Annotated in this window: 32 protein-coding genes and 1 pseudogene; 27 read left to right on the forward strand and 6 right to left on the reverse strand. The window is 26.2% G+C overall.

Annotated features, from left to right (window positions below):
- Positions 1–5 precede the first annotated feature (5 nt).
- Together ACZJV1_RS07515 and ACZJV1_RS07520 are read left to right on the forward strand one after the other, a co-directional pair.
- Positions 6–689 carry a response regulator transcription factor gene (locus ACZJV1_RS07515; RefSeq protein ID WP_460287713.1) on the forward strand — a complete coding sequence of 228 codons (684 nt, stop codon included), beginning with the start codon at positions 6–8 and terminating at the stop codon, positions 687–689.
- Between the two features lie 4 nt (positions 690–693).
- On the forward strand, positions 694–2085 hold the full coding sequence (locus ACZJV1_RS07520) for a HAMP domain-containing sensor histidine kinase (RefSeq protein WP_460287712.1): 1392 nt from the start codon (positions 694–696) through the stop codon (positions 2083–2085).
- A 163-nt stretch (positions 2086–2248) separates the two neighbouring features.
- Here the strand turns inward: ACZJV1_RS07520 and ACZJV1_RS07525 are convergent, their stop codons facing one another.
- Positions 2249–3070: an aminoglycoside adenylyltransferase domain-containing protein gene (locus ACZJV1_RS07525; protein ID WP_463651897.1), complete on the reverse strand. Its 822-nt coding sequence runs from the start codon at positions 3068–3070 to the stop codon at positions 2249–2251.
- Positions 3071–3571: 501 nt separating this feature from the next.
- Here ACZJV1_RS07525 and ACZJV1_RS07530 point away from each other — a divergent pair.
- The 10 genes from ACZJV1_RS07530 to ACZJV1_RS07575 all read left to right on the forward strand — a co-directional run bounded on the left by ACZJV1_RS07530 (position 3572) and on the right by ACZJV1_RS07575 (position 9967).
- Positions 3572–3976 carry a hypothetical protein gene (locus ACZJV1_RS07530; RefSeq protein ID WP_460287710.1) on the forward strand — a complete coding sequence of 135 codons (405 nt, stop codon included), beginning with the start codon at positions 3572–3574 and terminating at the stop codon, positions 3974–3976.
- 262 nt (positions 3977–4238) lie between these two features.
- Positions 4239–5036 (forward strand): DUF368 domain-containing protein, encoded by a 798-nt coding sequence (locus ACZJV1_RS07535; RefSeq protein ID WP_460287708.1) that lies wholly within the window; start codon positions 4239–4241, stop codon positions 5034–5036.
- Between the two features lie 197 nt (positions 5037–5233).
- Complete coding sequence (locus ACZJV1_RS07540) at positions 5234–5515, forward strand: hypothetical protein (RefSeq protein WP_411170611.1); 282 nt, start codon at positions 5234–5236, stop codon at positions 5513–5515.
- 46 nt (positions 5516–5561) lie between these two features.
- Positions 5562–5966: an NUDIX hydrolase gene (locus tag ACZJV1_RS07545; RefSeq protein WP_463651898.1), complete on the forward strand. Its 405-nt coding sequence runs from the start codon at positions 5562–5564 to the stop codon at positions 5964–5966.
- A 174-nt stretch (positions 5967–6140) separates the two neighbouring features.
- Positions 6141–6719 carry a DJ-1/PfpI family protein gene (locus ACZJV1_RS07550; RefSeq protein WP_460287706.1) on the forward strand — a complete coding sequence of 193 codons (579 nt, stop codon included), beginning with the start codon at positions 6141–6143 and terminating at the stop codon, positions 6717–6719.
- 51 nt (positions 6720–6770) lie between these two features.
- A complete protein-coding gene (locus ACZJV1_RS07555) occupies positions 6771–7025 on the forward strand; it encodes a TfoX/Sxy family protein (protein ID WP_460287705.1) in 255 nt (84 codons plus the stop codon).
- A 117-nt stretch (positions 7026–7142) separates the two neighbouring features.
- A complete protein-coding gene (locus ACZJV1_RS07560; protein WP_460287703.1) occupies positions 7143–7688 on the forward strand; it encodes a flavodoxin domain-containing protein in 546 nt (181 codons plus the stop codon).
- 660 nt (positions 7689–8348) lie between these two features.
- Positions 8349–8537 (forward strand): hypothetical protein, encoded by a 189-nt coding sequence (locus tag ACZJV1_RS07565; RefSeq protein ID WP_460287702.1) that lies wholly within the window; start codon positions 8349–8351, stop codon positions 8535–8537.
- A gap of 210 nt (positions 8538–8747) precedes the next feature.
- Positions 8748–9041 carry a hypothetical protein gene (locus ACZJV1_RS07570; protein WP_463651899.1) on the forward strand — a complete coding sequence of 98 codons (294 nt, stop codon included), beginning with the start codon at positions 8748–8750 and terminating at the stop codon, positions 9039–9041.
- A 482-nt stretch (positions 9042–9523) separates the two neighbouring features.
- Positions 9524–9967 (forward strand): hypothetical protein, encoded by a 444-nt coding sequence (locus ACZJV1_RS07575; RefSeq protein ID WP_460287701.1) that lies wholly within the window; start codon positions 9524–9526, stop codon positions 9965–9967.
- Positions 9968–10173: 206 nt separating this feature from the next.
- Here ACZJV1_RS07575 and ACZJV1_RS07580 read toward each other — a convergent pair whose 3' ends face one another.
- The gene (locus ACZJV1_RS07580) at positions 10174–10647 is read right to left on the reverse strand and encodes a 50S ribosomal protein L7ae (protein ID WP_460287700.1); all 474 of its coding nucleotides are present in this window, start codon (positions 10645–10647) and stop codon (positions 10174–10176) included.
- Between the two features lie 218 nt (positions 10648–10865).
- On the opposite strand from ACZJV1_RS07580, the gene ACZJV1_RS07585 reads away from it, so the two are divergent.
- From ACZJV1_RS07585 to ACZJV1_RS07595, 3 genes are all read left to right on the forward strand, one after another.
- Positions 10866–11171 (forward strand): hypothetical protein, encoded by a 306-nt coding sequence (locus ACZJV1_RS07585; protein WP_411170618.1) that lies wholly within the window; start codon positions 10866–10868, stop codon positions 11169–11171.
- Positions 11172–11215: 44 nt separating this feature from the next.
- Positions 11216–11713, forward strand: coding sequence for a GerMN domain-containing protein (locus ACZJV1_RS07590; protein ID WP_460287699.1), 498 nt, complete (start codon positions 11216–11218; stop codon positions 11711–11713).
- A 100-nt stretch (positions 11714–11813) separates the two neighbouring features.
- Positions 11814–12410: a GNAT family N-acetyltransferase gene (locus tag ACZJV1_RS07595; protein ID WP_463651900.1), complete on the forward strand. Its 597-nt coding sequence runs from the start codon at positions 11814–11816 to the stop codon at positions 12408–12410.
- A 178-nt stretch (positions 12411–12588) separates the two neighbouring features.
- On the opposite strand, the gene ACZJV1_RS07600 is transcribed toward ACZJV1_RS07595, so the two are convergent.
- A complete protein-coding gene (locus ACZJV1_RS07600; protein WP_463651901.1) occupies positions 12589–13449 on the reverse strand; it encodes an AraC family transcriptional regulator in 861 nt (286 codons plus the stop codon).
- A 140-nt stretch (positions 13450–13589) separates the two neighbouring features.
- Here ACZJV1_RS07600 and kduI point away from each other — a divergent pair, with 140 nt between their 5' ends.
- The 5 genes and pseudogenes from kduI to ACZJV1_RS07625 all read left to right on the forward strand — a co-directional run bounded on the left by kduI (position 13590) and on the right by ACZJV1_RS07625 (position 17207).
- Positions 13590–14417 (forward strand): 5-dehydro-4-deoxy-D-glucuronate isomerase, encoded by an 828-nt coding sequence (kduI, locus tag ACZJV1_RS07605; protein ID WP_411170622.1) that lies wholly within the window; start codon positions 13590–13592, stop codon positions 14415–14417.
- A 45-nt stretch (positions 14418–14462) separates the two neighbouring features.
- A pseudogene (locus tag ACZJV1_RS07610) lies at positions 14463–14765 on the forward strand (SDR family NAD(P)-dependent oxidoreductase); the annotation flags it as partial.
- A 91-nt stretch (positions 14766–14856) separates the two neighbouring features.
- Positions 14857–15645 (forward strand): gluconate 5-dehydrogenase, encoded by a 789-nt coding sequence (locus tag ACZJV1_RS07615; protein WP_463651902.1) that lies wholly within the window; start codon positions 14857–14859, stop codon positions 15643–15645.
- A 95-nt stretch (positions 15646–15740) separates the two neighbouring features.
- Positions 15741–16379 (forward strand): RpiB/LacA/LacB family sugar-phosphate isomerase, encoded by a 639-nt coding sequence (locus tag ACZJV1_RS07620; protein WP_460288790.1) that lies wholly within the window; start codon positions 15741–15743, stop codon positions 16377–16379.
- A gap of 24 nt (positions 16380–16403) precedes the next feature.
- Positions 16404–17207, forward strand: a complete 804-nt coding sequence (locus ACZJV1_RS07625) for a carbohydrate-binding protein (RefSeq protein ID WP_460288791.1) — start codon at positions 16404–16406, stop codon at positions 17205–17207.
- Between the two features lie 170 nt (positions 17208–17377).
- Here ACZJV1_RS07625 and ACZJV1_RS07630 read toward each other — a convergent pair whose 3' ends face one another.
- Positions 17378–18064, reverse strand: coding sequence for a cadmium resistance transporter (locus ACZJV1_RS07630; RefSeq protein WP_460288792.1), 687 nt, complete (start codon positions 18062–18064; stop codon positions 17378–17380).
- A gap of 399 nt (positions 18065–18463) precedes the next feature.
- Here ACZJV1_RS07630 and ACZJV1_RS07635 point away from each other — a divergent pair, with 399 nt between their 5' ends.
- From ACZJV1_RS07635 to ACZJV1_RS07650, 4 genes are all read left to right on the forward strand, one after another.
- Positions 18464–18985 (forward strand): GNAT family N-acetyltransferase, encoded by a 522-nt coding sequence (locus ACZJV1_RS07635; RefSeq protein WP_460288793.1) that lies wholly within the window; start codon positions 18464–18466, stop codon positions 18983–18985.
- A 69-nt stretch (positions 18986–19054) separates the two neighbouring features.
- Entirely contained in the window at positions 19055–19537 is a 483-nt protein-coding gene (locus ACZJV1_RS07640; RefSeq protein WP_460288794.1) for an NUDIX hydrolase, read from the forward strand.
- A gap of 37 nt (positions 19538–19574) precedes the next feature.
- A complete protein-coding gene (locus tag ACZJV1_RS07645; RefSeq protein ID WP_460288795.1) occupies positions 19575–20006 on the forward strand; it encodes an NUDIX hydrolase in 432 nt (143 codons plus the stop codon).
- A 148-nt stretch (positions 20007–20154) separates the two neighbouring features.
- A complete protein-coding gene (locus ACZJV1_RS07650; protein ID WP_460288796.1) occupies positions 20155–20382 on the forward strand; it encodes a hypothetical protein in 228 nt (75 codons plus the stop codon).
- A 206-nt stretch (positions 20383–20588) separates the two neighbouring features.
- On the opposite strand, the gene ACZJV1_RS07655 is transcribed toward ACZJV1_RS07650, so the two are convergent.
- Positions 20589–21173 carry a GNAT family N-acetyltransferase gene (locus ACZJV1_RS07655; RefSeq protein ID WP_460288797.1) on the reverse strand — a complete coding sequence of 195 codons (585 nt, stop codon included), beginning with the start codon at positions 21171–21173 and terminating at the stop codon, positions 20589–20591.
- Positions 21174–21292: 119 nt separating this feature from the next.
- Here ACZJV1_RS07655 and ACZJV1_RS07660 point away from each other — a divergent pair, with 119 nt between their 5' ends.
- The 3 genes from ACZJV1_RS07660 (at position 21293) to ACZJV1_RS07670 (ending at position 24120) form a co-directional block, all read left to right on the forward strand.
- Positions 21293–22114, forward strand: a complete 822-nt coding sequence (locus tag ACZJV1_RS07660) for a MerR family transcriptional regulator (RefSeq protein ID WP_460288798.1) — start codon at positions 21293–21295, stop codon at positions 22112–22114.
- Positions 22115–22314: 200 nt separating this feature from the next.
- Positions 22315–23187, forward strand: coding sequence for a PHP domain-containing protein (locus tag ACZJV1_RS07665; protein WP_463651903.1), 873 nt, complete (start codon positions 22315–22317; stop codon positions 23185–23187).
- 165 nt (positions 23188–23352) lie between these two features.
- A complete protein-coding gene (locus ACZJV1_RS07670) occupies positions 23353–24120 on the forward strand; it encodes a class I SAM-dependent methyltransferase (RefSeq protein ID WP_463651904.1) in 768 nt (255 codons plus the stop codon).
- Positions 24121–24172: 52 nt separating this feature from the next.
- On the opposite strand, the gene ACZJV1_RS07675 is transcribed toward ACZJV1_RS07670, so the two are convergent.
- Positions 24173–26233, reverse strand: coding sequence for a methyl-accepting chemotaxis protein (locus tag ACZJV1_RS07675; protein ID WP_463651905.1), 2061 nt, complete (start codon positions 26231–26233; stop codon positions 24173–24175).
- Positions 26234–26270 lie beyond the last annotated feature (37 nt).

A 26270-nucleotide genomic window follows, 5' to 3' on the forward strand; every position in this document is an offset into this window, starting at 1 on the left:
GAACTATGGGAAAGAAAAATATATTAGTAGTTGAGGATGAATACTCAATAAATGATGCAATAACCTTTGCACTTAGAAAAGAAGGATATGATGTAAGAAGTGTATTTAATGGAAAGGATGCTTTAGAAAAAGTTAAAGAATTTAAACCAGATTTAGTTTTATTAGATTTAATGTTACCTGATATTGATGGCTTTGATATATGTAAGGAAATATCTAAGAGTACTTATGTAATAATGTTAACTGCAAGAGGTGAAATAATAGATAAAATATTAGGTTTAGAGCTTGGAGCTGATGATTATATTGTAAAGCCTTTTGAAATTAAGGAGGTTTTAGTTAGAATAAAAGTAATCTTTAGAAGAAATGAAAAAGGTATAGAAGAAAATATTACTTCAAATAAAGATAAAGACCAAGAGATTATAGAAATTAATAAAAGAGATAGAAGTGTAATAAAGGAAGGTAAAGAGGTTCCTTTAAGAAGAAAAGAGTTTGATTTAATAAATTTTTTATATGAAAATAAGGGAGTTGTATTTTCAAGAGATGATTTATTAGATAAGGTATGGGGATATGATTATCAAGGAGATACTAGAACTGTTGATGTCCATATAAGAAGATTAAGAGAAAAGCTTAATGAAGATAAAGACAATTCTATTATAGAAACAGTATTTGGAATAGGATATATAATGAGGTGATATTTTGAATAAAACCTTGAGAGGAAAGCTTTTAATTGGGACAATAATTTCAGTTGTAACTATAAATATAATATTTACTATATTTATTTCATTATTTTTAGATAAGTCTTTTAAGAATGATATCATAGAAGAAATGAATAGAATCAAATTAACATCTTTAAATATAATAAGGCAAAATGAAATAATGGGAGAGCCTATTTGGAAAGCATTATCTCCAATTAATGAAATAACACAAGGTTATGTTAGTATAGCTGATGATAATGGCAATATAAATCAATCTGTAGGAAAAATTATAAATAATGAAGAAATAACAAGTATAATAAAAGAAAGTAATAATATTAAATCTATAATTAAGTTTAAGCATTCAAATAATTCTTACTTTACAACTTATAATTATCCTTTATATATTAAAGATAACTTTAGTGGTAATTTAATAATACAAAAGGACTACTTAAGTAAATATAATGAAATGATAAAAACAATAGGAATTATAATTTTAGGACAAGTATTTATTGTTATAACAATTATATTAGTTATATCTATGATTATTAAGAAGGTTACAAAGCCACTTAGAAACTTAAGTATTTCTATGGAGGAATTTACTTTAGGAAAAGATATTAAAGATATAGAAATAAATACAGAAGATGAAATAGCTGATTTAACTAAAACCTATAACTCTATGAAAAATCAGTTAAATAATCAAGAAAAAGCCTTAAGAGAATTTTTTAATAATGCAACTCATGAACTAAAAACTCCAGTTACAGCTATTTCTTTGTATTCTCAAATACTAAGAGATGAAAATATAAAAGAAATGGATGATGAATTTTTAAATAGAGCGAGCAGTAGGATAGTTCTTGAATGTGAGAAAATGAAAAAGCTAGTTGAGAAGATTTTAGAAAGCTCAAGAGGGAAAATAAATAAGAGCAAATGTAAAAGTGAATTTTCACTAACTAATATAATTAAAGAGATATTAGAAGATTTGGAATTAAGGATTAAAAGTAATGGTCTTTATATAAAAGAAGAATTACAAGAAGTTATGTTCTATGGCGTTTTAGAGGATTTTGAACAAATTATTTTAAACCTTTTGGATAACAGCATTAAATATTCAGTTAATAACGAGATCAATATAAAGCTATATGAAGATAAAAAAGAAATAACCTTAGAAATTAAAAATAAATGTGCTAAAATTCCTTTAGAAATAAGAGATAAGCTATTAGAACCATTTATAAAATATAATAACTACAAGGATATATCTAAAGAAGTAAGTAGTTCAGGACTTGGATTGTATTTATGTAGTGAATTAGCTAAAGAAAATGGCTGGATTTTATCTTATGAGATTATAGATGATGATATTATATTTAAATTAATATTAAATGAAGGTACTGTCTTAAAATAATGTGAGGATAAAGGTTGGATATGTGATCATACTATCCAACCTACAAAATATAAATTATTTTTCTAAAGTTTACATAAAATTATTGATAAACTCTGGAAATTAGCTGATATAGGAGGACATCCTGTATGCATCCTTTTATATTGCTATATATTAATAATGAAAATTACTTCTTCTCATTAAAAAGTTCATTGCTTTCTTGAATTATGTAATTAATATATGTTAAGGCATCATTTCTTCTTTCAAAAATAGAATTATAATAAGATTTTTTATTACCTTTTCTTAATCTCATGGACTCATTAATTATTTTATGCCATCTTTCAGGTAGATTTTGTAGTGCATATTCCCCAGCACCAATTTTGGATGTTATATCTCTTTCTTTGAAGGTATAATAAAGGCGGGAAACACCCAAAACTCCCCATTCAATAATATTTAAACTTACAAATAAACCAATATATTTCATGGATGTTAACTTCCTACAGTCATTAATCCAATTAATCCAGTAAGTATTAAGATTATTCCTCATTTCATCAATCAAAATATCAAAGTTTATCCCATAATTTAAATTCTTTATCGCTTGTCCTTTTATAGTTATACCATATTTTTTTAATTGGTAGGCATCTATGGAGTTTCTATCAAAGCTTTTAAAACCCTGAAATTTCCCATCGTTAAATCTAAGACATGAACTTTTGATTTTGTTTAAAGATTCTATATCATTATTAAATACATACATTCCATCTAAAATAGTTTTATGATATTTTCTTTGCATATCGGCATGAATTTTTTTTAGAGTATTTATATCTTCTTCATTTACTTTTCTTTTAATCACTGCAATAAAATCAATATCACTAAAAGTGGAATCAAATGCCCCTAATGAAATAGAGCCATAAATATAATATGATTCAAGAAAATTAGGTAAGCTTGATTCAATGATTTTAATATGATAGTCTATAATCTCTTTAGCCTTTTTAGGTATATAATTCATCATATGCACCTTTTCACCCTTCAGAAATATTATTGTTATTAATTACTTTATATTTTTTAAAATTGCTATTTAATTAATATGTTTATTATACATAAATAAAAGTAAATTTAAAACAAATTTACCATATATATCGATTTGATGTTTTAAAATCTTTTATTAAAGATTTAGAATATATAGAGATAAGAAAATAGGAAAGGTGAAAAGTAGTGGTAAATATATAATGACACTACAAAAGAAAAGATGTTAAATAAATTTACTTATGAGATAGTATAAATGTCAAGTTAATGTTGTAACTTTTTGATCATTTAAGAATGTAGATGAATTTAATAGAAGAAGGCTAATAAAAGCAATAAAAGAAGTAAATCCATTAATACATCATGAATATGGATTAATATAAGATTAGTCAAATATATTTAAGGTTCTTAATTATGACGAAGCATTTAAAAATAAAAATGTAGCTACTATACGGAATTTTGAAGTAACTACAAAAAAGGTGATTAAATAATGTATTGTGTAATACAAGAAGTAGAGAGTAAGTTAGAAGAAAAAGAAAAGTTTGAAAAGGTATATGGCAAAGATTCATATGATTATTGTTATGATATATTTGGAGTGTTTAGAAATGAGGAAATGTTAAACAATATAAAAAAGCAGTATGAAACTAAAAAAGAACAGGAGCGTAGTTATTACGAAAATTTTAATAGTAACTACAATAGTTATAATTCATATGGTAGTTATCATTCGTATGGTAGTTATCAAAGTAATAAACATAGTAACCACAATCAGGAAGATAAAAGTAAATATAAGAAACTATATAAGACTTTAGCAAAGACATACCACCCAGATATAGCAAATGATGATGGTGAAATGATGAAGATAGTTAATAAGCTAAAAGAGGAATGGGGTATATAGTAGGTATTTAATAATTTTATGTAGTAACTACACTTAAAGCGTTGATATAAGTAGTTTTTAAGAATGATTTATGTTGAAATAAATATAAAGATAAACATAACAAATTAATAGTTTAGCACCCCACTTACAATGATGAATAATTTACTGAAAATTAAACTTGAATAATATTAATGTTAAATCTATGTTAATAGCTTTGACTTTGTCAGGAGTATTATGCTAGTATGGAAAAAATATATTAATATTTTACAATAGAGGTGCAGATATGGAATTCTTAAAGAATTTTCTAAAGGGTGTAGTAATTAGTATATCTCAAATTGTTCCAGGGGTTAGTGGGGGAACTATTGCTATGATTCTTGGAATATATGATAAATTACTTCATGCAGTTAATAATATTTTAAAGGATTTTAAAAAGCAATATAAAATATTGCTTCAAGTGGGTATAGGAGCAGTAGTAGGAATATTTCTATTTAGTAATATAGTTAAAACTTTATTTGATAATTATCCTATACCAGTTGGATATTTATTTATAGGAGTTATTTTAGGTGGGGCACCACTAATGTTTAGAAAAGCAACTGTTAAAGGCTTTAATAAAAGTAGCATTTTATACTTACTTGCTGGAATAATAATTGTTTTAATGATGGGAACACCAAATAATGATGCATCAGCTATAATAACTTCATTAACTTTAGGTAATTTCTTATGGCTTCTTATTGGTGGAGTAGTAGTAGCAGTGGCACTTATACTACCTGGAATTAGTGGTTCATTTATGCTTTATGTTTTAGGGCTATACAACACAGTTATAACAGCAGTTGTGCAAATGAATATTCCAGTTTTAATACCATTAGTAATAGGAGGTATAGTTGGTACCTTAGCTACAGCTAGAATAATTGAAGTGCTACTTTTAAAATATCCAGAGCAAACTTATATATTAATATTTGGATTTATACTAGGATCAGTATTTTCAGTATTTCCAGGAGTTGATGGATTAAGCAGTGTAATAGGTGTTATACTTGGAATTTTAGGATTTATATTTACATATTATATAAGTAGAAATGAATAAATTTAAGAACTGTATTAAAGTTAGTAAGTAAAGAAACTTTAATACAGTTTTTTTATACAATTTATATAAAAATAATAATTAAGAAGAATTAATATGTATATATGGTAAATAATGTTTAAATAATATTTAGAATTGTATATAATAAAGATATTAAATTTAATAATTATTAAGTATTGTAAATAGAAAGGAATATATTTATGCAAATTAATAAAAAAGTATGGTCAATACTTGCCATTATTTTTTCAGTTACAACTATTTGCTTAGTCGTACTATATTTTATGAAGTATATTAATATTGACTATATTATGATATCTTTAGGATTAACTCAATTATTCGGAGGATTAAGTCAAATTGAGCTATCAAATAGAGTAAACTCTAAAGTAGTTAGAAAGAGAAATAAAAGTGTCGGAGTATTCATGGTTTTATTAGGTATTATAATTTTCACAAGTGCATCTATAAAAGTATTTTTTTACAGATAGTACAAGCATTTAAGTGAGTTACTCATATGGATAGAAGAGGTTAGGTATGGAGGATAATAAAATAATATATTTTGCAACTAAAGCATTGATAGTTAATAAAGATAAATTTTTAATTATGCACAAAAGCAATATAAAGGAAAATATATGGGAATTACCAGGGGGAAGAATGGAATTTGGTGAAAGTGCGGAAGAAACGTTAAAGAGAGAAGTATTAGAAGAAACAGGTCTTTTAGTGTATCTAGGAAAGATTATTGACACATGGGATTATATAGGTAAAGATTATCAAATTACAGGAATTATATATTTATGTAAAGTTGATAAAATAGACATTAAATTATCAGATGAGCATGATGAATATAAGTGGATAGATTTAAATAAAGAATCAATATCACATATGCATGAGGTCTATAAAGTTAGGATGAAAAATTGGGATTATCAAAACTTAATTTAAATAATTATAAAGGGGGGAAGTGCGCTGAATTCTTTTTAGGATAATGAGATTATTTGGGGTTATATCAGTTTTAAATATTATTTAATTACAGTTATTATTAGTATCAGTAATTAAGGCATTGAAAGTTTATACTAATAGAAACTTGTAGAAGTAAAATAAAAAAAGGGAGAAAATATGGGGAAGTTATTAGTATTCATTTTTGATGGAATGACAGATTATGAGATTACATTTATTACACACTTATTAAATACAAGTGCTAATAAAGAAATAATCACAATTGCATATGAAGATAAATTTATTGAAGGGCGTTCTGGATTTTTATATAAACCTTCAAGATTAGTTAGTGATGTGTTAAATGATGAAGTTGAAGGTCTAATAATTCCTGGCGGGTGGTATGGAGAAACTAGAATTGAATTAATTAACTTAATTCAAAACTTAAACTCAAAGGAAAAGATAATTGCAGCGATATGTGGTGCTGGTACGGTATTTTTAGCTAAGGCAGGTATTCTTAATAATGTTAAATACACAACTCCTGCTTCAGAGTGGACTCAAAAGCATAAAGAGATATTTGGAGAAAAGGATCCTTTTCCGAGAGGAAATTTTATTGAAGATAGAGTAGTAAGAGATAAAAATATTATAACTGCACAAGGTATAGCTTTTATTGATTTTGCAATAGAAATATGTGATTATTTTAATTTATTTGAAAGTAAATATGATAAAGATAATTTTTATAATATCATAAGAGGTATATAAAAGTATTAGAATAAGTACAAATTTAAAGCTAATTTATAGGAGTATTATTTAATGGATAAGTTGTCAGATTTACCTAATATAGGAGAGAAACTAGAGGAACAACTTAATGAAACTGGAATAGAAACAATTGATCAATTAAAAGAATCTGGAAGTAAGGAAGCTTGGTTAAATATAAAAGCTATAGACAGTTCAGCCTGTATTAATAGATTATATGCACTAGAGGGAGCAATACAAGGAATTAGATGGCATAATCTTTCAACTGAAGTAAAGAAGGAATTAAAAGAATTTTATAATAGCGTAAAATAAAGCATATTAGAGGAAAAGTTTGCTTATAGTTTAATTAGGGTAAATTACATAATTAAGAAATATTAAAAATTTTTATGAAGATACTTATGTAGGGAAAGTAAAAGGGGGATTATTTATATGGCAAAAGTAGTAGTCATATACAAAAGTAAATATGGAGCAACCAAAAAGTATGCTGAGTGGTTAGCAGAGGATATTGGAGCTGAATTGTTTTCAAAAGATAAATTCAAGATAGAAATGTTTGCAAATTATGACACCGTAATTTACGGAGGAGGAATATATGGTTCTGGAATATCAGGTTTATCTTTAATAAAGAAGAATTATAATAATCTAAAAAATAAAAACATAATGGTTTTTATGGTTGGAGCTTCACCATATGATGAAAAGGCATATATTCAGCTTAAAGAACATAATTTTTCAGATGAACTAAAGAACATTAAGCTTTTCTATCTAAGAGGAATGTTTGATTTAAAAAGCATGAGTTTTAGAGATAAATTTTTAATTGGAATGTTAAAAGGAGTGCTAAGCAAAAAAGATCCATTACAATTTGAACCTTGGGAAAAAGCATTTATAGAATCCATGGACAAGTCAGCAGATTGGACAAGTAGAGAAAATTTAAAAGAAATTGAATATTATATAAATGAATCTTACTGTCAATCCTTATAGCACTTTTATAACTATGATTGTTGAAATAATTTTATCTTTTGTAATTCTATTTTTATTTAATAAGAATGTAAATCCATAAGTAAATATCATGAAATTAAGACTTGAGAGAAAAACTATTATAAATAGATGGAATATACTAAAAGAAATTCAATACAAATGTATCGATATAAATTACGTATGCTGTAAAGAATAGATTGAAAGAATTCTCTTAATTGGAAAACTCAGAATAAAAAACTACTAAAATTATTATTTTTTTACATATTAAGTATTTACAAAATGTGGATTGAACTGTATAATAAAAAAGTAATAATTAATAAATTTTGAAAAAGGAGGTAGAGATATGTTTATTTATTTAAAGGAAAATAAGAATAAAATTAAATATAGTTCGTTTTTTATTAGTAGCTCTACCAGTGGAGATAGTTTATAATTTTTTTATGAAAAATTAAATTTATTAAGTATACCACCATGAGTTATTATGCTCATGGTTTTTTTATGCATTTATTTATTAAATAAAGTGATATTTTAATGACCCTGGGTAAACTAGGGTCATTTTTATATAAAAATAATTTAAAGGAGGATTTTGTAAGATGAGCAATTTAAGAAAAGTTAGAAACAATCATAAGGAAATAGGTGAAATAAATAGAAATGGAGGAATTATAGATGGCTACGATTGAGGAATTTGTAAATGGTGTAATTAAAAGTGGAAAAAACACTATGGACTTTGAAAAATATTGCAAAGAGGAAGGATTAAGTTCAATTCAGATTAGAAAAGAAACTTATCAAAAATTAAGCAATAAAAAAAGAAGTTTAGTTAAAAGTATTATTATATTAATAAAAAAAATAATTTAATATGTAATTTTAAAAGATTTATTAAGTTAATAATATAACAGATATACTCAGCATTTTGAATAAAAATGTTGAGTATTTTTAAATTTAGAAAAAGTTTAATTTAACGTTAAGCATTTATACTATTAAGGAAATACACATATCCTTAGAAATATAATCATATTATTTAATAGTTAAAAAGATAAATGTATTCTATAGTAGGAGAAGTCTAAAATGATATGTACAGATAATTTAAGTCCGGAAGAATTGGCAATTTTAGGTAATGCTATTGCTATTACAATAGCTCAAGGTAAGAGTACTGATGAAATAAATGTTCTTGGAAATCTTATTGTAGACATAGGGAGTATATTGTTAACTATTGCGGCACAGAAACAACGTCTAGAATCTTTACAACAAAATAATCAGCAACAAAATAACCAGCAGCAAAACAATCAGCAAGGAGACAATCAACAACAAAATAACCAACAACAAAATAATAAAATAAAAAATAAAAAAAGTGATAAGTAAATTTAGTCATATGAGTATTAAAAGACGAAAATACCCATCTTTACATATTTAAATAGCAGTACTTAGATGTCTAAATGGTATTAATACTGAATATGATTTTTATTATTTAAATAATTATTTTTAATATTATTTAAATACAGGAAATTATTTATCACTTATTTTTTACTTACTTTATTATATTTGCTACTAGATTAGCTAAAATTAATAAAACTATTTAGTAATAATAGTTTTGTATTTAATAATATAGATGCAGAAAGTAAAGAAAAGCAATGATATCTATAAGGCTTACTGGTAAAAAGTTGGATAAAATGAAACGTGAATGGTATAATATAGAAGAAATTTTATAAATTCTTTATAGAGAAATTTTGAGTGAAGAATTTATTAAATTATAATTTAGGAATTAAAAAAATGCTTTAAGAATGTATAGTTAAGCAGAAAAATAGCCTAAATTAGATATGTTTATAATAAATGGAGGATAAAAAATGGGAGTTGCATTTAAAGAAATTAACTTTAGTAGATTGGTGGACAAGTTAGGACCATGCTGTTTATCTGAAAGTGAATGTGGAGTATGCGAAAGAGAAAAATGTTTAGTTGGATATGGGACAGAATGTATAAAGAATTGTATGATTAATAAGGTTACATATGTTATAGATGGATGTAATAAAATTCCAATTACAGATACTAAAATATATGATAAAGAATATATAATGGAAGGGGTAGTAGATATACTTAAGACTTGTAAAAGTTGCAAAGAAAATCATTATGAAAATTGTGTAATAAATATTTTAAGAAGCTGCTATGAGGTCATTTTACTTGGAGAAGAAAAAGAATATAAGGGAAGTGCTCTTGTATATTTAAATGATTTAAAACAATCTAATCCAGAAATAGCAGACAGGGTATTCCAAAAATATATGTCTAGAAGTTAGAAAATAATGACTAGTACTATAAAAATAATATCTTATGGATTTATGATATTATAGATACATATATAAATTAAGGGAAGTACTTTTACTTCCCTTAATTTGCTGTTTTTTTAATATTTTTAATTAGTGGCTTTTGTAAATATTATTAATTAACACTGTAAATTTAAATGTATTATTATAAACTTATTTATTGAAAATATTCTTTATATTTATTGAAAATCACCTTTAGTTATATTTAATTCAATATTAATATCTGCTTTATCGTAACCTACTATTTTTATACGGTTAATACCTTTTTTTATTGGTAAAGTTAAGGTAGTGTTTTCATCTGTAGTATCTTTATTTGAGATTTCTACAAGATTAGTAACTGTATCATCAGGTGATATTAAAACTATTTTTGCTTTTCCACTTTTTACTGATAATTTACACGGAGCTTCTAAATTAAAATCTGAATCACTTTCATATCTCCAGATGGTTCCACACCCACTTAATTTAAGCTTTCCTGTATATACTCCTGATTCTATTGTTTCCTTGCTATCATCTAATCCAAAAGAATCATATGATTTAGCTATTTTAGCATTGTTATCATAAATAGAATTCGTGATATCATTACTGCATCCAATTAATAAACTAATTATCATAAGTAAAATAACCGTTAGTATTATCCTTTTTTTAAAATTCATTTTAACTTTCCCTTCTTTCAATAATCTTATATAAGTGTGTATTGAATTATAGTATATTTTTATGGTAATTATAACATTAATTAAATATAATGGATATAAATGGGGAGGATGTTTGATTCTTTATATTTATTAATTATTATTAAAGCAACTATTTTAATAATAATCATATGTGATTTATATGTGATTTATATATGGTTTATAGAGTAGAGGAGAGTATTATGAAGTTATTTGAAATAGCTATATCACTAATAATTAGTTTATTTGGTATTGGGATTATAATTTTATCTAAATTTATTCCGGAAAGAATTTTTTGTAGAGTAAGATATGGATATAAAATTAGTGATAAAGAGACGTATATAAAAGAATTCAGAGGAATGATTTATTTTTTAGGAATTTTATATATTATATATTCTTTATTTATATGGAGTATCGATATAGCTCCATGGCTTTTTCTTATTTTACAAAGCTTAATTTTCTTTATAGGATTTAAAAGACAAAAGAAATATATAAGTAAAGTAATGTAACTTAGCTATAATAAAGTTTAATTATTAGAAGGGTGAAGAGTGATGTGACTAGTTTTAAGAAATTATCATCCATTATGGTCTTACTTTTAATGTTTACTGGATGTTCATCTAAGAATAATGGAAAAGAAGAAGTTGTTAATCTATATTTTTCAGATTCTAATGCAGAATATCTTATTGGAGAAGAGAGATATATTGAAGATGCTACTCCACAAAAGGCTATACAGGCATTAATAGAAGGACCTAAAAGTAAAGAATTAATAAGTTCGCTACCTAAAGAGCTAGAGATTTTAGATGTATCAGTTAAAGATGAAGTAGCATATGTCTATATCTATGAAAGTGTACCTTTAGCTGAACATGGCATTTATGGGTCAAGCACAGCTACAAAAACTATTATTAATTCAATAAGTTCAACACTTATTTTAAATGAGAATTTTGGTATCAAAAAGGTTAAACTAGAAGGAGATATAGGTGATATTTTATATGGAATAGATATAAATGAATTATTTGATGTAGATATGGATTTAATTAAAGCAAATCGCTAGCACTTACAGTAATCTTGGTTGGTAAGAGTGCCATATTCTGAGACAATTATTATATATTTCTTAGATGTTATGAGTTTGCTAGTATTTGTTTTGAAGTGAGGTGAAATTAATAGAAAATTTTAAAATAGTAAAATTATCAAATTTAGATGATGAATATAAGGTTAAAGCTGTTAAATTATTTGTTGATGGTTTTTATAAAATACTTTCTTTTTCAAAGGACAAAAAAATATTACAAGAGTTATTTTTGCATTCATTAGATTTCTCAATGATTTATGTTGCTTTATTTGAAAATAATGTTGTTGGTTTTTTAGGGATAGGAAATAACATAAAACGTCATACTTGTTTCAATAAATCCATTTGCCAAAAGCTTTTAGGAAAAGGAAAGGGTTATATAGTGCATAAGCAAATGAACTATATTATGGAGAAGCCAACAGTAAAAGGTGAAAAGGATGTTTATATTGATTATCTGACAACTGATAAAAAATATCGAGGAAGAGGTATAGCAACAAAACTTATAAATTTTGTATTCAATGAACTTGATTTTGAGGATTGCTATATTGAAGTACTATCTAAAAATAAAAACGCTAAAAGATTGTATGAGAAAATTGGATTTAAAGAATATAAAAGAATATATAATCCTTTTATCATGTTACAGGGATTTGGATTTTTTATAGAAATGAAACGACACATAAAATAATTTTAATTTGCTATAAATTATTGAGAACAATAAAGAGGTGGAGTAATATTCCAATAAAGAATAAAATTTTTAAAAAGAAAAAACAGCTAGAAGATAATTCTATATAATCTTTTAACTGTTTTTTCTTTTATTTATAATTTATGTTTTATCTATTTTTATTTATATTATTTTGTAATTGTTAGCTTGTAGTGAAGGTTGAATATTTCTTAGGAGAAAAACCAACTGCTTTTTTAAAGGTTTTAAGAAAATTACTATAATCATTAAAACCACATTTCTCACAAACATCATTAACAGTTTCTCCATTTGCAAGCATAGCTTTAGCAATGGAAATTCTTCTTCCAGAAATATATTTATTAATTGTTGTTCCTGTAGCTGCTTTAAATATTCTACAAATATAAGATGGACTTAAATAAAAATTACTTGCTAAATGTTCAATTGTAATAGGTTCAGTTATGTTGGTATTTATGTACTCTATTATTTCATCTACTTGCTGATTATATTTATAAGAATATTCTTCAGAGATAGAACGCTCATTACTAATATAAACCTTATTTAAAAAAATCATCAATTCTAAAAATGTTGAATATTCAATTATATCACTTCCAAAGCCTTCAGATGCAATTATTTTATTAATAAAATATATAAAACGACCTTGTTGTTCCTTATTTAAAGAAATTCTATGACTAAAATCTTTATTACGATTAGAAAAACAATAGTTTAAGTCAGTTTTTTTGCTAGAAGAAGATTTTAAAAATTCAGGATCAATTGAAAGAACAATTCTTTCATGAACTATCTTATCTAATTTAGATATGTAATGACTTTCAAATTGATTTATTACAAATAAGTCACCAGGCTTAATATCATAAAATTTATTGCCAATAAGAAATTGTTTTCCGCCTGTTATTGAATAATAAATTTCATAGGAATCATGTATATGCATAGCCATTGATTTTTCTTCTTTATACAAGTGAGCTATCGAAAAGTATTTGTTTTCTAAAGCACTTTTTATTGCAGCTTCACATGAGTTAAATTCATTCACAATAACACCCTCTTTCACAGTTTATCCTAATTATAAGCTTTAAGTTCAATATTTGCAATATTTATGACATAATAACACAAGAAATAGAAAATTTAAAATGTTAAACTAGTATCATAAGATATGAAGGAGGAGATTTTGAGATGGAATTAAGAACAGCAGCATCACCAAAAGATGTGAAGCATTATACTACTGATCAATTAAGAGAGGAATTTTTAATTCAAAACTTATTTGTTACAAATGAAGTAAAAATGGTATATAGCCACATCGATAGAATAATTATAGGTGCAGCAGTGCCAGTTAAACCTCTTACATTAGAAGCAGGTGATGAACTTAGAGCTAAATACTTCTTAGAAAGAAGAGAGCTTGGAGTAATAAATATAGGTGGAAAAGGTACTATTACATTAGATGGAGAAAAGTATACATTAGATTATAAAGATGGAATGTATATTGGAATGGGAACTGAAAATATTGAATTTGCTAGTGAAGATGAAAATAATCCAGCAAAATTCTATTTTAATAGTGCACCAGCTCATACAAAATATCCAACAGTACTTATTAAACCAGAAGATTGTGTAACTGTAGAGCTAGGATCATTAGAATCATCTAATCATCGTGTAATAAGAAAATATATACTTCCAGGACAAGTAGAAAGCTGTCAACTAGTAATGGGAATGACTCAATTAAAACCAGGAAGTGTTTGGAATACAATGCCATGTCATACACATGACAGAAGAATGGAAGTTTACTTATATTTTGAAATGAAAGATGACAGCGTTGTAATGCACTATATGGGTGAACCTACAGAAACAAGACATATTGTTATGAGAAATGAAGAAGCAGTAATATCACCAAGTTGGTCAATACATTCAGGTTCCGGAACAAGAGCTTATACTTTCATTTGGGGTATGGTTGGAGAAAACCAAGACTTTGATGATATGGATGCTGTTAAAATGACTGAATTAAGATAAATACTACTATTAAAATATAAAAGTTAAAATTAGGAGGAATTTATCATGGATAGTATGAAGAATTTTTCATTAGAAGGAAAGGTAGCTTTAGTAACAGGAGCATCTTATGGAATAGGATTTCCAATAGCAAAATCATATGGGGAAGCAGGAGCAACAGTTGTATTTAATGATATTAGTCAAGAATTTGTTGACAAAGGAATTGCAGCTTATGCAGAGCATGGAATAAAAGCACATGGATATGTATGTGATGTTACAGATGAACAAAGAGTAAATGAAATGGTTAAGCAAATAGAAGAGGAAGTTGGAGTAATTGATATACTTGTAAAGGGGTATGGTTGGATAAAACAAAGACTTTGATGATATGGATGCTGTTAAAATGACTGAATTAAGATAAATATTACTATTAAAATATAAAAGTTAAAATTAGGAGGAATTTATTATGGATATTATGAAGAATTTTTCATTAGAAGGAAAAGTTGCTTTAGTAACAGGAGCATCTTATGGAATAGGATTTTCAATAGCAAAAGCATATGGGGAAGCAGGAGCAACAGTTGTATTTAATGATATTAGTCAAGAATTTGTTGACAAAGGAATTGCAGCTTATGCAGAGCATGGAATAAAAGCACATGGATATGTATGTGATGTTACAGATGAACAAAGAGTAAATGAAATGGTTAAGCAAATAGAAGAGGAAGTTGGAGTAATTGATATACTTGTAAATAATGCAGGAATAATAAAAAGAATTCCAATGCTTGAAATGAAAGCAGAAGACTTCCGTAAGGTAATAGATGTAGATTTAAATGCACCATTTATAGTATCTAAGGCAGTAATACCAGGAATGATTAAAAAAGGTCATGGAAAAATAATAAACATCTGCTCCATGATGAGTGAACTTGGTAGAGAAACAGTTGCAGCTTATGCATCAGCAAAGGGTGGACTTAAGATGTTAACAAAGAATATAGCATCTGAGTATGGTGAATATAACATTCAATGTAATGGTATTGGACCAGGATATATCGCTACACCACAAACTGAGCCACTTAGAACAGACGGACATCCATTTAATGAGTTTATTATAGCTAAAACTCCAGCAGCACGTTGGGGAACACCAGAAGATCTTAGCGGTCCAGCTGTATTCTTAGCTTCTGATGCTTCAGATTTTGTTAATGGACATATTTTATATGTAGATGGTGGTATATTAGCATACATCGGAAAACAACCAAAATAATATTGTAAAATAGCCTCCCCTAGTGTGTTAAAGTTTCATTAAATGGAAAATATTATGCCCGGAGGGATATAATAAATGAAAAAGGAGAGAGAACAATGAAAATTGCTTTAATAAATGAAAATAGCCAAGCGGCAAAAAATTCAATGATATATGCAGCTTTAAAAAAAGTAGTAGAACCAAAAGGTCATGAAGTTTTTAACTATGGGATGTATAGTGCAGAAGACGAAGCACAATTAACATATGTTCAAAATGGTATTTTAACAGCTATATTACTAAACTCTGGAGCAGCAGATTATGTAATTACAGGTTGTGGAACTGGAGAAGGAGCAATGCTTGCTTGCAATTCTTTCCCAGGAGTATTATGCGGACACGTTGTAGATCCATCAGATGCATATATGTTTGCACAAATTAACGATGGAAATGCAATAGCATTACCTTTTGCAAAAGGATTTGGATGGGGAGCAGAATTAAACCTTGAATATATATTTGAGAAATTATTCCAAGGAGAAAGCGGACAAGGATATCCAAGAGATAGAGTTATTCCAGAACAAAGAAATAAGAAAATACTAGATGAAGTTAAGAAAGTTACACATACAGATATGTTAACAATTTTAAAGAACATAGACCAAGAGTTGTTAAAAGGTGCTGTAAGTGGAGCTAAGTTTAAAGAACACTTCTTTGCTAACTGCAAAAATGATGAAATAAAAGAATATATTGAAAATCTTTTAGGTTAATATATTTTAAATTTAGGAGATATTATGGTTAAATTAACATTAAAAATATTAGATAACGAAGGAAATGTTAAAGCTGAAATATCAGAATATGATGAAGTTAGGCTTGTATTTAAAGAAGAATATAAGAATGGAGATAAAATCCAAATAGAAACATCAGAAACCGGGATTTATCTTGTAGCAGAAATTGATGATGCAATGGGAGAGTCATTTGTTTATGTAACAGAAAATAAAATAACTTATGAAATTCCATTTGAAGAAAAAAGAGTAAGCTATTCACCGAAAGTATTCTATGGAGAGAAACATTTATTATCAGTAAGAGTTGCTAGAAAAGACGAAATTGAATGTTATAAAAATTTAGCGCTTAACAAAATGGATCAGCAAGGAATCACTGGTGTATACCCACATGCATCAGCTAATATAGAAACTAGAGGCGAAGCCGTTTTTGCAGCTAGAAATGCGATAAATGGAAATTGCGAGAATCATGATCATGGAAAATGGCCTTATGAATCATGGGGAATAGGAATGCGAGATGATGCTTGTTTTAAGCTAGACTTTGGTAGAACTATAGTAACTGATAAAATTGTTTTATACACAAGATCAGATTTTCCTCACGATAATTGGTGGGTAAAGGTTACTTTTAGATTCTCAGATAACTCAGAATTAACATGTGATTTAGAAAAAAGTGATAAAGCTCATGTTATAACTTTCCCAGAGAAGGAAATAGAATGGTTAACATTTAGCGATTTAATAAAAGCTGATGACCCATCACCTTTCCCAGCATTAAGTCAAATTCAAATTTTTGGTAAAGAATTAATGCCTAATAAATAATTCTAAAATAGATTTATTAGAAAATTACTTAAAAGAGGCTTTTAAATTACCAAAACCTAATTTTTAAGAAATGTCAAAAAATAAGCAAAGGAACATACTATGTATATATAGTATGTTCTTTCTTTTACTATCTAATTGATAATATTGTTAATAAGAAAATTATCAACTATCTAAAAGACTTTTGTATAAATAAAACCAATTGTTTCATTTTCTATTAAGATGAAAATTCCTAACCCTATAAATATTATTGGAACAAAAATATTCTTATATTTCTCAATATTTTTTTGCACAAAAGGGTGTTCTGATAATTTTATACCCAAAAAACACCAGAGTGCTATTAGAAGCATAAACATTATCACTGTTATCACAATATCAACTAAATTCATACTTGTAAAAAGAGGTATATAAATTCCGATATTATCAGCACCATTAGCTAATGTGAAACTGAATACTTTTATAACACTTGGATTAATAAAATTCTTTAAAAATTTCAGTGTAGGTTTTTCTTGTACATCAGTTGCTTCTCCAATTTTCTTATTCTCACCATTTTGAAGCTTTTGCTGAACTATATCTTCATTATTATTGCCTTCCCTTTTATGATCAACATAAGCTTTTATTCCTAAATATATAGGAACTAATCCAAGTAATCCAATATATTCACTTGGAATTATTGATATACCTAAAGCACCTATAATGCTTATTATAGTTAAAAGTCCAATGCCTAAATACTGTCCAATAACAATATGTTGTTTTTTCATACCATTATTTATTTCAGAGAAAAACAGCATAAGTAAAAATATATCATCAATATTTGTACTAGCAAATGAAACAAAGGCAGTTATTATTGTCTTAATCAATAAGGTTTCCTCCCTATTACCTATTTCAATTAATAATAGTTGTTTTACTACATAATATAATACAAATATTAATTAATGTATATTAAAATTATATACTATATATAAAATAAAAGGCTATAAATTTATAATTGTTAATTAAGGTCCGTAATAGATAAATTTATCATAGTGAAGCAGTAAAAATATATAATAATTGGTATTTTTAATTTTATATTATAGATATTTAGGTATAATTAATGTATATAAATAAATGTGATATTCATATTGTAAAAATTAATAATCCAATGGATAAATATGAATGTATGTACATTATGAAAAAAGCATATTAAGGATAAACTTTAAAAGTTATTATATAATACATAAATTAATTATTGTAATACATAGATTTAAGGAGGAGTAAAAATGAATAACTTAAAATTAGTATTTCCATCAGAAGAGTTTAGAGAAGAATGGCAAGATATTATTACAGAAATAGAAAATGTAAAGGAGAGAATAACACCATTTGCACTTAAGGGTGAAGCTACTAATTACAATGAATATCTTAAAAATGCTAAAAATAACTCATTAGGAGTTAATTTGCAAGATGATAGAGTTCCATCAGATATATTTTTTCTTGTCAATAATAAAAGTAAAAGAATCTTAGGAGCTATAGATATTAGATATAGTTTAAATGATTATTTATATAATTATGGAGGCAATATTGGATATGGAATTCGTCCAACAGAAAGAAAAAAGGGATATGCAACAGAAATGTTAAAATTAGCTCTTGATATATGTAGAGAAACGGGAATGGACAAGGTTTTAATTACATGTAAAAGTAGCAATGTGGCTTCAGCAAAAACAATGATAAAAAATGGTGCTGTACTTGAAAATGAAGTATTAGAAAACGATATATTAATACAACGTTATTGGATTAAATTATAAAGTAATTTTTAATAAGAAAATATTTTAAAGCTATATAGTATATTAATAACTTTGTTAGGAGGTAGATTAGTGGATATTACATTTAAAACAGAAGTTGGACGCTTTAACTATAGGGTTGCAGGTATATTAATTCATGATAATAAACTGCTTATAATGAAGGATGATAACTCACCTTATTATTATATTCCTGGTGGTAGAGTGAGAATGCATGAAACTAGTGAAAGCGCCATAATTAGGGAGATTAAAGAAGAGGTAAAAATAGAAACTAAAATAAATAGATTGCTGTGGGTAGTTGAAAATTTATTTGTTGAAGAGCAGAGTGAAGATAGATTTCATGAAATAGGGTTATATTATTTACTTGATATTAAAGATGAAAGTATATTTAAAAAAGGTAATGAATTTATTACTAATGAAAATGGACAGCATGACCTTATGTTTACTTGGGTATCATTAGAAAAAATAAAGGATTTATATATATATCCTTTATTTATAAAAGAAAAAATTATGGATTTACCAAGCTGTGTAGAACATATAATTGAAACAAAAGAATAATATTAGAAAGTAATAACTAGAATAATGGGAGGAAGTTATGATAAAAGTAAATTTTTATGATTTAAATACAATAGATGATAGTAAATTAAAGTTTGCAGTTATTGTTACAAAATATAAAGGGAAATTAGTATATGTAAGACATAAAGATAGACAAACATGGGAAATGCCTGGTGGACATAGAGAAGAAAATGAAAGTATTACTAATGCAGCTTCAAGGGAACTAGTAGAGGAAACTGGTGCAAAAAGTTTTAGTATAACTCCTATTTGTACATATTCTGTTGAAACCAATAAAGACGAATCTTTTGGAAGTTTAAATTATGCAGAAGTATATGAATTTGGTGAGTTACCTAATTATGAAATAGTTGAAATAAAGCTTTTTGATAAAATACCAGAAAATTTAACATATCCTTTAATTCAACCATATTTAGCTAAGAAATTTGAAGAGTTTAAAAATTTACAAAATTTATAAATTAGCCTATGTTAGAGGAAAGTGTTTAATAGAGCCTAAATTTAAAATAAACTATAAAAATATGTTTATGATATAATTGATTTACATATAGTACAATTAATACTTAAATATAAAGATAAGGAAATTTTATAGAAAGGGCAAAGGTCATATGGAAGATTATAAGATAATTCAAATAATACCTAATTCAAGAGATATTTATGCTGAATATAGTAGTGAGGAAGATGGAGATTTTACTTTACCAATAGTATGCTTTGCATTAGTAGAATATTTTGATGGATCACAAAAGGTAATTCCAATGGATATTGATGTTGATGGGACTATAGGAGCACAGGGAAGAAACTTTATAGGAATTACTGATTATAAAATACAAGAGTAATTTAAGTAGATAAGAGGATTTTAATGAAAGAGGTACAAAAAGACCTGATTGGAATTTTTCCAATCAGGCGTAACCAGGTAAAATATCCTAACTTAATTTTATATTTCTGTTTATACATATCTTATCGAATTTAGATATCAAGTGAATTATTACTTAATTTGTCTAAATTAGTAATGAACATTTTGAAAAACAGCAGTATATTAATTCTATAAATATGTCTTCATTCGGTATATTCCTTCATTAATAAATTTGATTTTTTTTGAGCTCATTTTAAGAAATCCTTTTTCTTCATATAGTTTTTTTGCTCTGTAGTTATCCCAGGAAACATCTAGAAAAACTGCTTGATGATTTAATTCTTTAGCATATTCAAAATAGTAATCTATAAGTTTATTTCCAATGGATTTTCCTCTATAACTTTCTTCGACACATATATTTTGAATATATAATTCAATAATTTCTTCTTTTTCTATAACTGGTTTTAAAATTAAGCTCTTAAATAAGAGTTTAAACAGTACGTACCTTGGTAAAATCTGTTTAAGTTCTGCCATTTCTTCTTTTTCATCAATATCCTTAGCATTATATCCAATTAGAATTCCTCTAATTTCTTCATCTATATAGCAGAATATATGCTTGTAAGAAAAAGAATTATTTTCTCTCTCAATTAACTTCATAATAATAGAAATAGCTTCTTCTCTTTCACCAAAAAGCATTTTAAATATCCCTACATCTGTATCATATATTAATCCACAAACCTTTTCTAAATCATCACTTTTTTTTAATTTTCTAATCATGTTAGCACCTCATCTAAATAATTAATATTTTAGTTTTAAATTAGCCTTGTTTATTTGTTTTTTATCCTATGCTATAATTTTAAAGTATAGTGCTACACCATAGTCAAGAGGTGATTTATATGATTTTAAATAATAAAATTCTATTAACTACGGGAGAATTTGCAAAACTATGCAACGTTTCTAAAGATACTTTATTCCATTATGATAAACTAAAAATTTTATCACCTTTGAAAAAGGGAGATAATGGTTATAGATATTATTCAACTGATCAAATAGAAAGTTTTTATGTCATCAGCATATTAAAGGAACTAGATGTTTCTTTAAAAGATATAAAAAATTACATTAACAATAAAACTCCTTATAATTTAATTGATTTATTGAAACTTCAGTTAAATGAAGTTGAAAACAAAATTAAATATTTGAATGGGATTAAAAAAGCTATTACTTATAAAATTGAAAAGATAGAGAAAAGCAGTAGTATTAACAATTCAGATATTTTTATAAAAGAGTTTGATTCTGAATACCTAGTTGTTAATTCTAAAATGCAATTTATTGATACCGCTAAGTTGTCAAAGGAAATTACAAATTTATTTGATTATTGTAAATCCAATGGAATCCAAACATCATACGAAGTTGGTTCTATGACAAGTGTAAGTGAAATAGATAAACAATTGACACAACAATATTTTCAGTTATTTGTAAAAGCTTTTAATAAAAGTGTGAATAGTAAATTAATTAAAAAACAAGCTGGACGATACCTTATTACGTATCATAAAGGAGGATATGAAAGTGCTAGCCACTATTATAAGAAGATATATGATTATGCAATAAAAAACAGTCTTAAATTAATTGATCCTTTTTATGAGATTGCATTTATTGACGAATTGTGTACCGATTCATCAAGTCAATTACTTTTCGAAATTTCTATACGCATAGAATAATGTATCCATCTAAAAATTTTGATTTTTATTCATTTCTTATGGGAACATGAGGAAAGGCATTCTTTTATGTTAGTCATATTTATAGATTATTTAAAAATAGAGAGGAAAATTTTCTATATTTGAAAATTATATATTATTTAAATGATGTAATATATTATTATAAATATACTGATTAATTTATTAAATTTTAGGAGGTAGAAATGAGCAAAATAGATTTGCATATGCATACATGCTTTAGTGATGGAGAGTTTATTCCTGAAGAAGTTATTGATAGAGCAATTAGAAATAATGTTGAAATTATTTCTATAAGTGATCATAATTCTGTTAAGGCAATAGAAAGAGCTTTAAATTATAGCAAGGGAAAAAATATAAAGGTAATACCAGGCATAGAAATAGATTGTACCTTTAATAATATAGATTTACATTTACTTGGATATAATATAGATTACAAAGAAAAAGATTTTTATGAACTTGAAGAAAGTATATTTAATCAAGAAATAGCAGCTTCAAAGGAAAAAATAAAAAAGATAAAAGAATATACAGGATTAAACCTTAGTGAGGATGAGGTACTTAAAAGATCAGAGAATGGAGTAGTTACAGGAGAGTTGATTGCAGAAATATTTTTAGAAGACGATGAAAATAGAAAATCTCCTATACTAAAGCCATATCAAGATGGTGGATATAGAAGTGATATGCCTTATGTAAATTTTTATTGGGATTATTTTGCACAAGGAAAACCAGCTTACATTCCAATGGAATTTATAAGCTTAAAAGAAGCAATTAATTTAATTCATAGAAGTGGTGGTCAAGCAGTAATAGCGCATCCAGGAAATAATCTAAAAGATAATTTAGATTTAATAGATGAATTAATAGAAGAAGGAATAGACGGCATAGAAGTTTATAGTAGTTATCATACAAAAGATCAAGTTGAGTATTTTTATAATAAAGCTATAAATAATAATATGATAATAACTTGTGGAAGTGATTTTCATGGAAAAATTAAGCCTAATATAGAAATTGGAAAGTTTGATTTTGAACCTAAAAACATTTCAATAGAAGAAATATTAAAGTAGGAGGGTATTAAAAGTGAAAATAATTCGAAGTAACTACTCGATGCAGTTAGTATAATCTGATAGTAGATTGTATCGAGAATATTTAATTTACTATCAGTTAACTGCATCGATTTTCATATAGAATTTAAAAAGTAGAATTTTAATAATATGAAAAGAGGATTAGTTATGAATTATGATAAATTAAAAGAGCAATGGAAGATAGATGAAGAAAAGAGCTTTAAGGGATGGGATTTTTCTTATTTAGATAATAGATGGGAAGAGGGGAAATTACCTTGGGATTATAAAGAGATATTACAAGGTTATTTAAAACCTCATTATAACTTATTAGATATGGGGACAGGTGGAGGAGAATTCTTATTATCATTAAAGCACCCATATAAAAACACATCAATAACAGAATCTTGGAAACCTAATATAGATTTATGTAAGGAAAAATTAGAACCATTAGGAATCACAGTGAAAGAGGTTATTGATGATGATAACTTACCATTTGAAGATAATACCTTTGATATAGTTATAAATAGGCATGAGTCCTATAGCATAAAAGAAGTAAAAAGAATATTAAAGCCTAATGGAATATTTATTACCCAACAAGTAGGTGGAAGTAATAATGAAATACTTTCAAAAAGGCTTATAAAAGACTTTTTACCTCAATATAAATGCTGGAATTTAGATTATGCCTTAAATGAATTTAATATAAATAAATTTCAAGTATTATATAAAAATGAATATTTTCCATATTTGCATTTTTACGACGTAGGGGCAGTTGTGTATTTTGCGAAAATTATTCAATGGGAGTTCCCAGGATTTACTGTAGATAATGCATTTAATGAGTTATGCAAAATGTATGAAGAGTTAAAAGTTAAGTCTTATATTGAAAGCTATGAGCATAGATTTATTATTATGGGTAAGAATTTAAAAATTATAGACTAAGTAGAGTTTATTAAATTAAAAGAGGAACAAAATTTTTGTTCCTCTTTATAGTTTATATTTTAAATTGTTGTATCATTTCAGTTAATTTTTGTGCAAGTTCAGCTTGACTTTGTGCTGTTTGAGCCACTTGCTCTATAGCTTTTGTAGTTTCGTGCATATTCTCCTTTATGGATTCTGCTTGTTCACTAGACTCTTGTGAAGATTCAGCCATATTTTGAATTGCTTCAGTTACTTGTCCTACTGTAGCAGTAATTTCTTCAGACATAGCAGCTATTTCTTCAGACATATTACTTACAAAATCAGAATCAGAATGATATTTCTTACCTGTTTCTTCAAATTCATCATAATTTTTCATTATGTCTACATCAATAAACTTTAGTATATCACTACCAGTATCTATACTTTTATTAAATACTTGTTTTACTGATTCTATAGTGTTTTGTATTTCTACTACAGCTGAAGAAGATTGTTCAGCAAGTTTTCTTACTTCATCTGCAACTACTGAAAAACCACGTCCTTGTTCTCCTGCTCTTGCAGCTTCAATAGCTGCATTAAGTGCAAGTAAATTTGTTTGATCTGCTATTGATGATATAGTATCTGCCATAACTCTAATAGTATCTATTACTGAACTTTCATCTATAACATTTTTCATATTGGCTTCTTTTTGAATATATAAATCTTTAGCTATTTGCTTTACAACTTTGCTATTGTCTTGTGCCTTGCTTGCTCTTTCTTTAGCTTTACTTGCATTATTGCTTCCATCCATAGCCTTTGAAGATAGAACATTTATACTTGAATCTACTTCCTCAATAGATGCACTTATTTCTTCAGTAACGGCACTAGATTCTTGCATACCACTTGCAATAGTATTTACAGCTTCATTAATTGTTATAGTTTTAGCAGACAGTTCTTCAACTGTTGCTGAAAGTTCTTCAGCAGATGCACTTATGTTCTCAGAATTTTCCATTATTCCTTCTATGATAGAATGAATATTTTTAGTCATTTTATTTAAATGATTACTCATTTCACCAAATTCATCACTACTATTTACTTCTAGCTGTTCTGTTAAATCTCCATTTGCCATCTTCATAGCAAAATTATTAACTTTTTTTATATTCTTTCCTATGTAATTTGTAAATAATACTATACATGCTACTACTATTAAAATTGAAATTAATATTATAAATCCAATTTTATACATAAGTGAATTAACTTGTGAATAAACCTCATTCTCAGGAATACATATAGAAATGATCCAATCAGTATCTGCTATAGTTTTATAGTATACTTTTTCAACTCCATAATCATCTTCAAATGTTCCTTGTCCATTTTTATCAGATAGTATCTTTTCACCTAAAGATGCAAGTGTAGAGTTTTTATCATCCTTTATATTATTTTTCATTACTTTAGATAAATCTTCATCTGCAATATATAATCCATTTTTATCTATTAAAAATGCTCTACCATTAGTACCTACTTTCATATTTTTAATATTATGTTGTAAAGTAGATAAATTTATATCAGCTGTAGTAACTCCAATAAAATTATTATTTGAATCATAAAATGGAGTCGTACACGTTACCATGGAAATTTTTAAAAAATCATCATAATAAGGTGATGACCATTCAACACTTTTATTTGTATTTTTGCCTAATTGATACCAATCGCCTGATGTGTAATTGGTATTATTATATTGATCTGAATAAGTGGCTTTACCTTCATCTTTATAAGCATAAGGGCCAAAGAACTCAATGTCTTTATTGTATTTAAATGGTTCAAACCAAATCCCTGCACCAAAGGTTTCATCATTAGTTTCGATTAAACCTTTTAATATGTTTGCAGAATTGTCCTTAGTTAAAGATGAATAGGAAGATTGAACTACTTTAGCTAAGCCTTCAGATATTTTTTTATGTCTTTCTAAACTTTTCTCAATTTCCTGTGACTTTTTGTCTAGCTCACTATTCATATTTATTTCAAGCTCGTTACTTATTATCTTTTTTGAGCTTAAATAACTGGTAAAGCCTAATGTAAGCATTGAAACTATAACTACAGGAAGTAATAGCAATAGCATCTTTACTTTAATACTTTTAATTTTAATACCTTTAATCCTCATAATATACCCCCATTATTAGTGTTATTTTAGAATATAA

It is taken from the genome of Clostridium sp. LS3 (assembly GCF_055330225.1).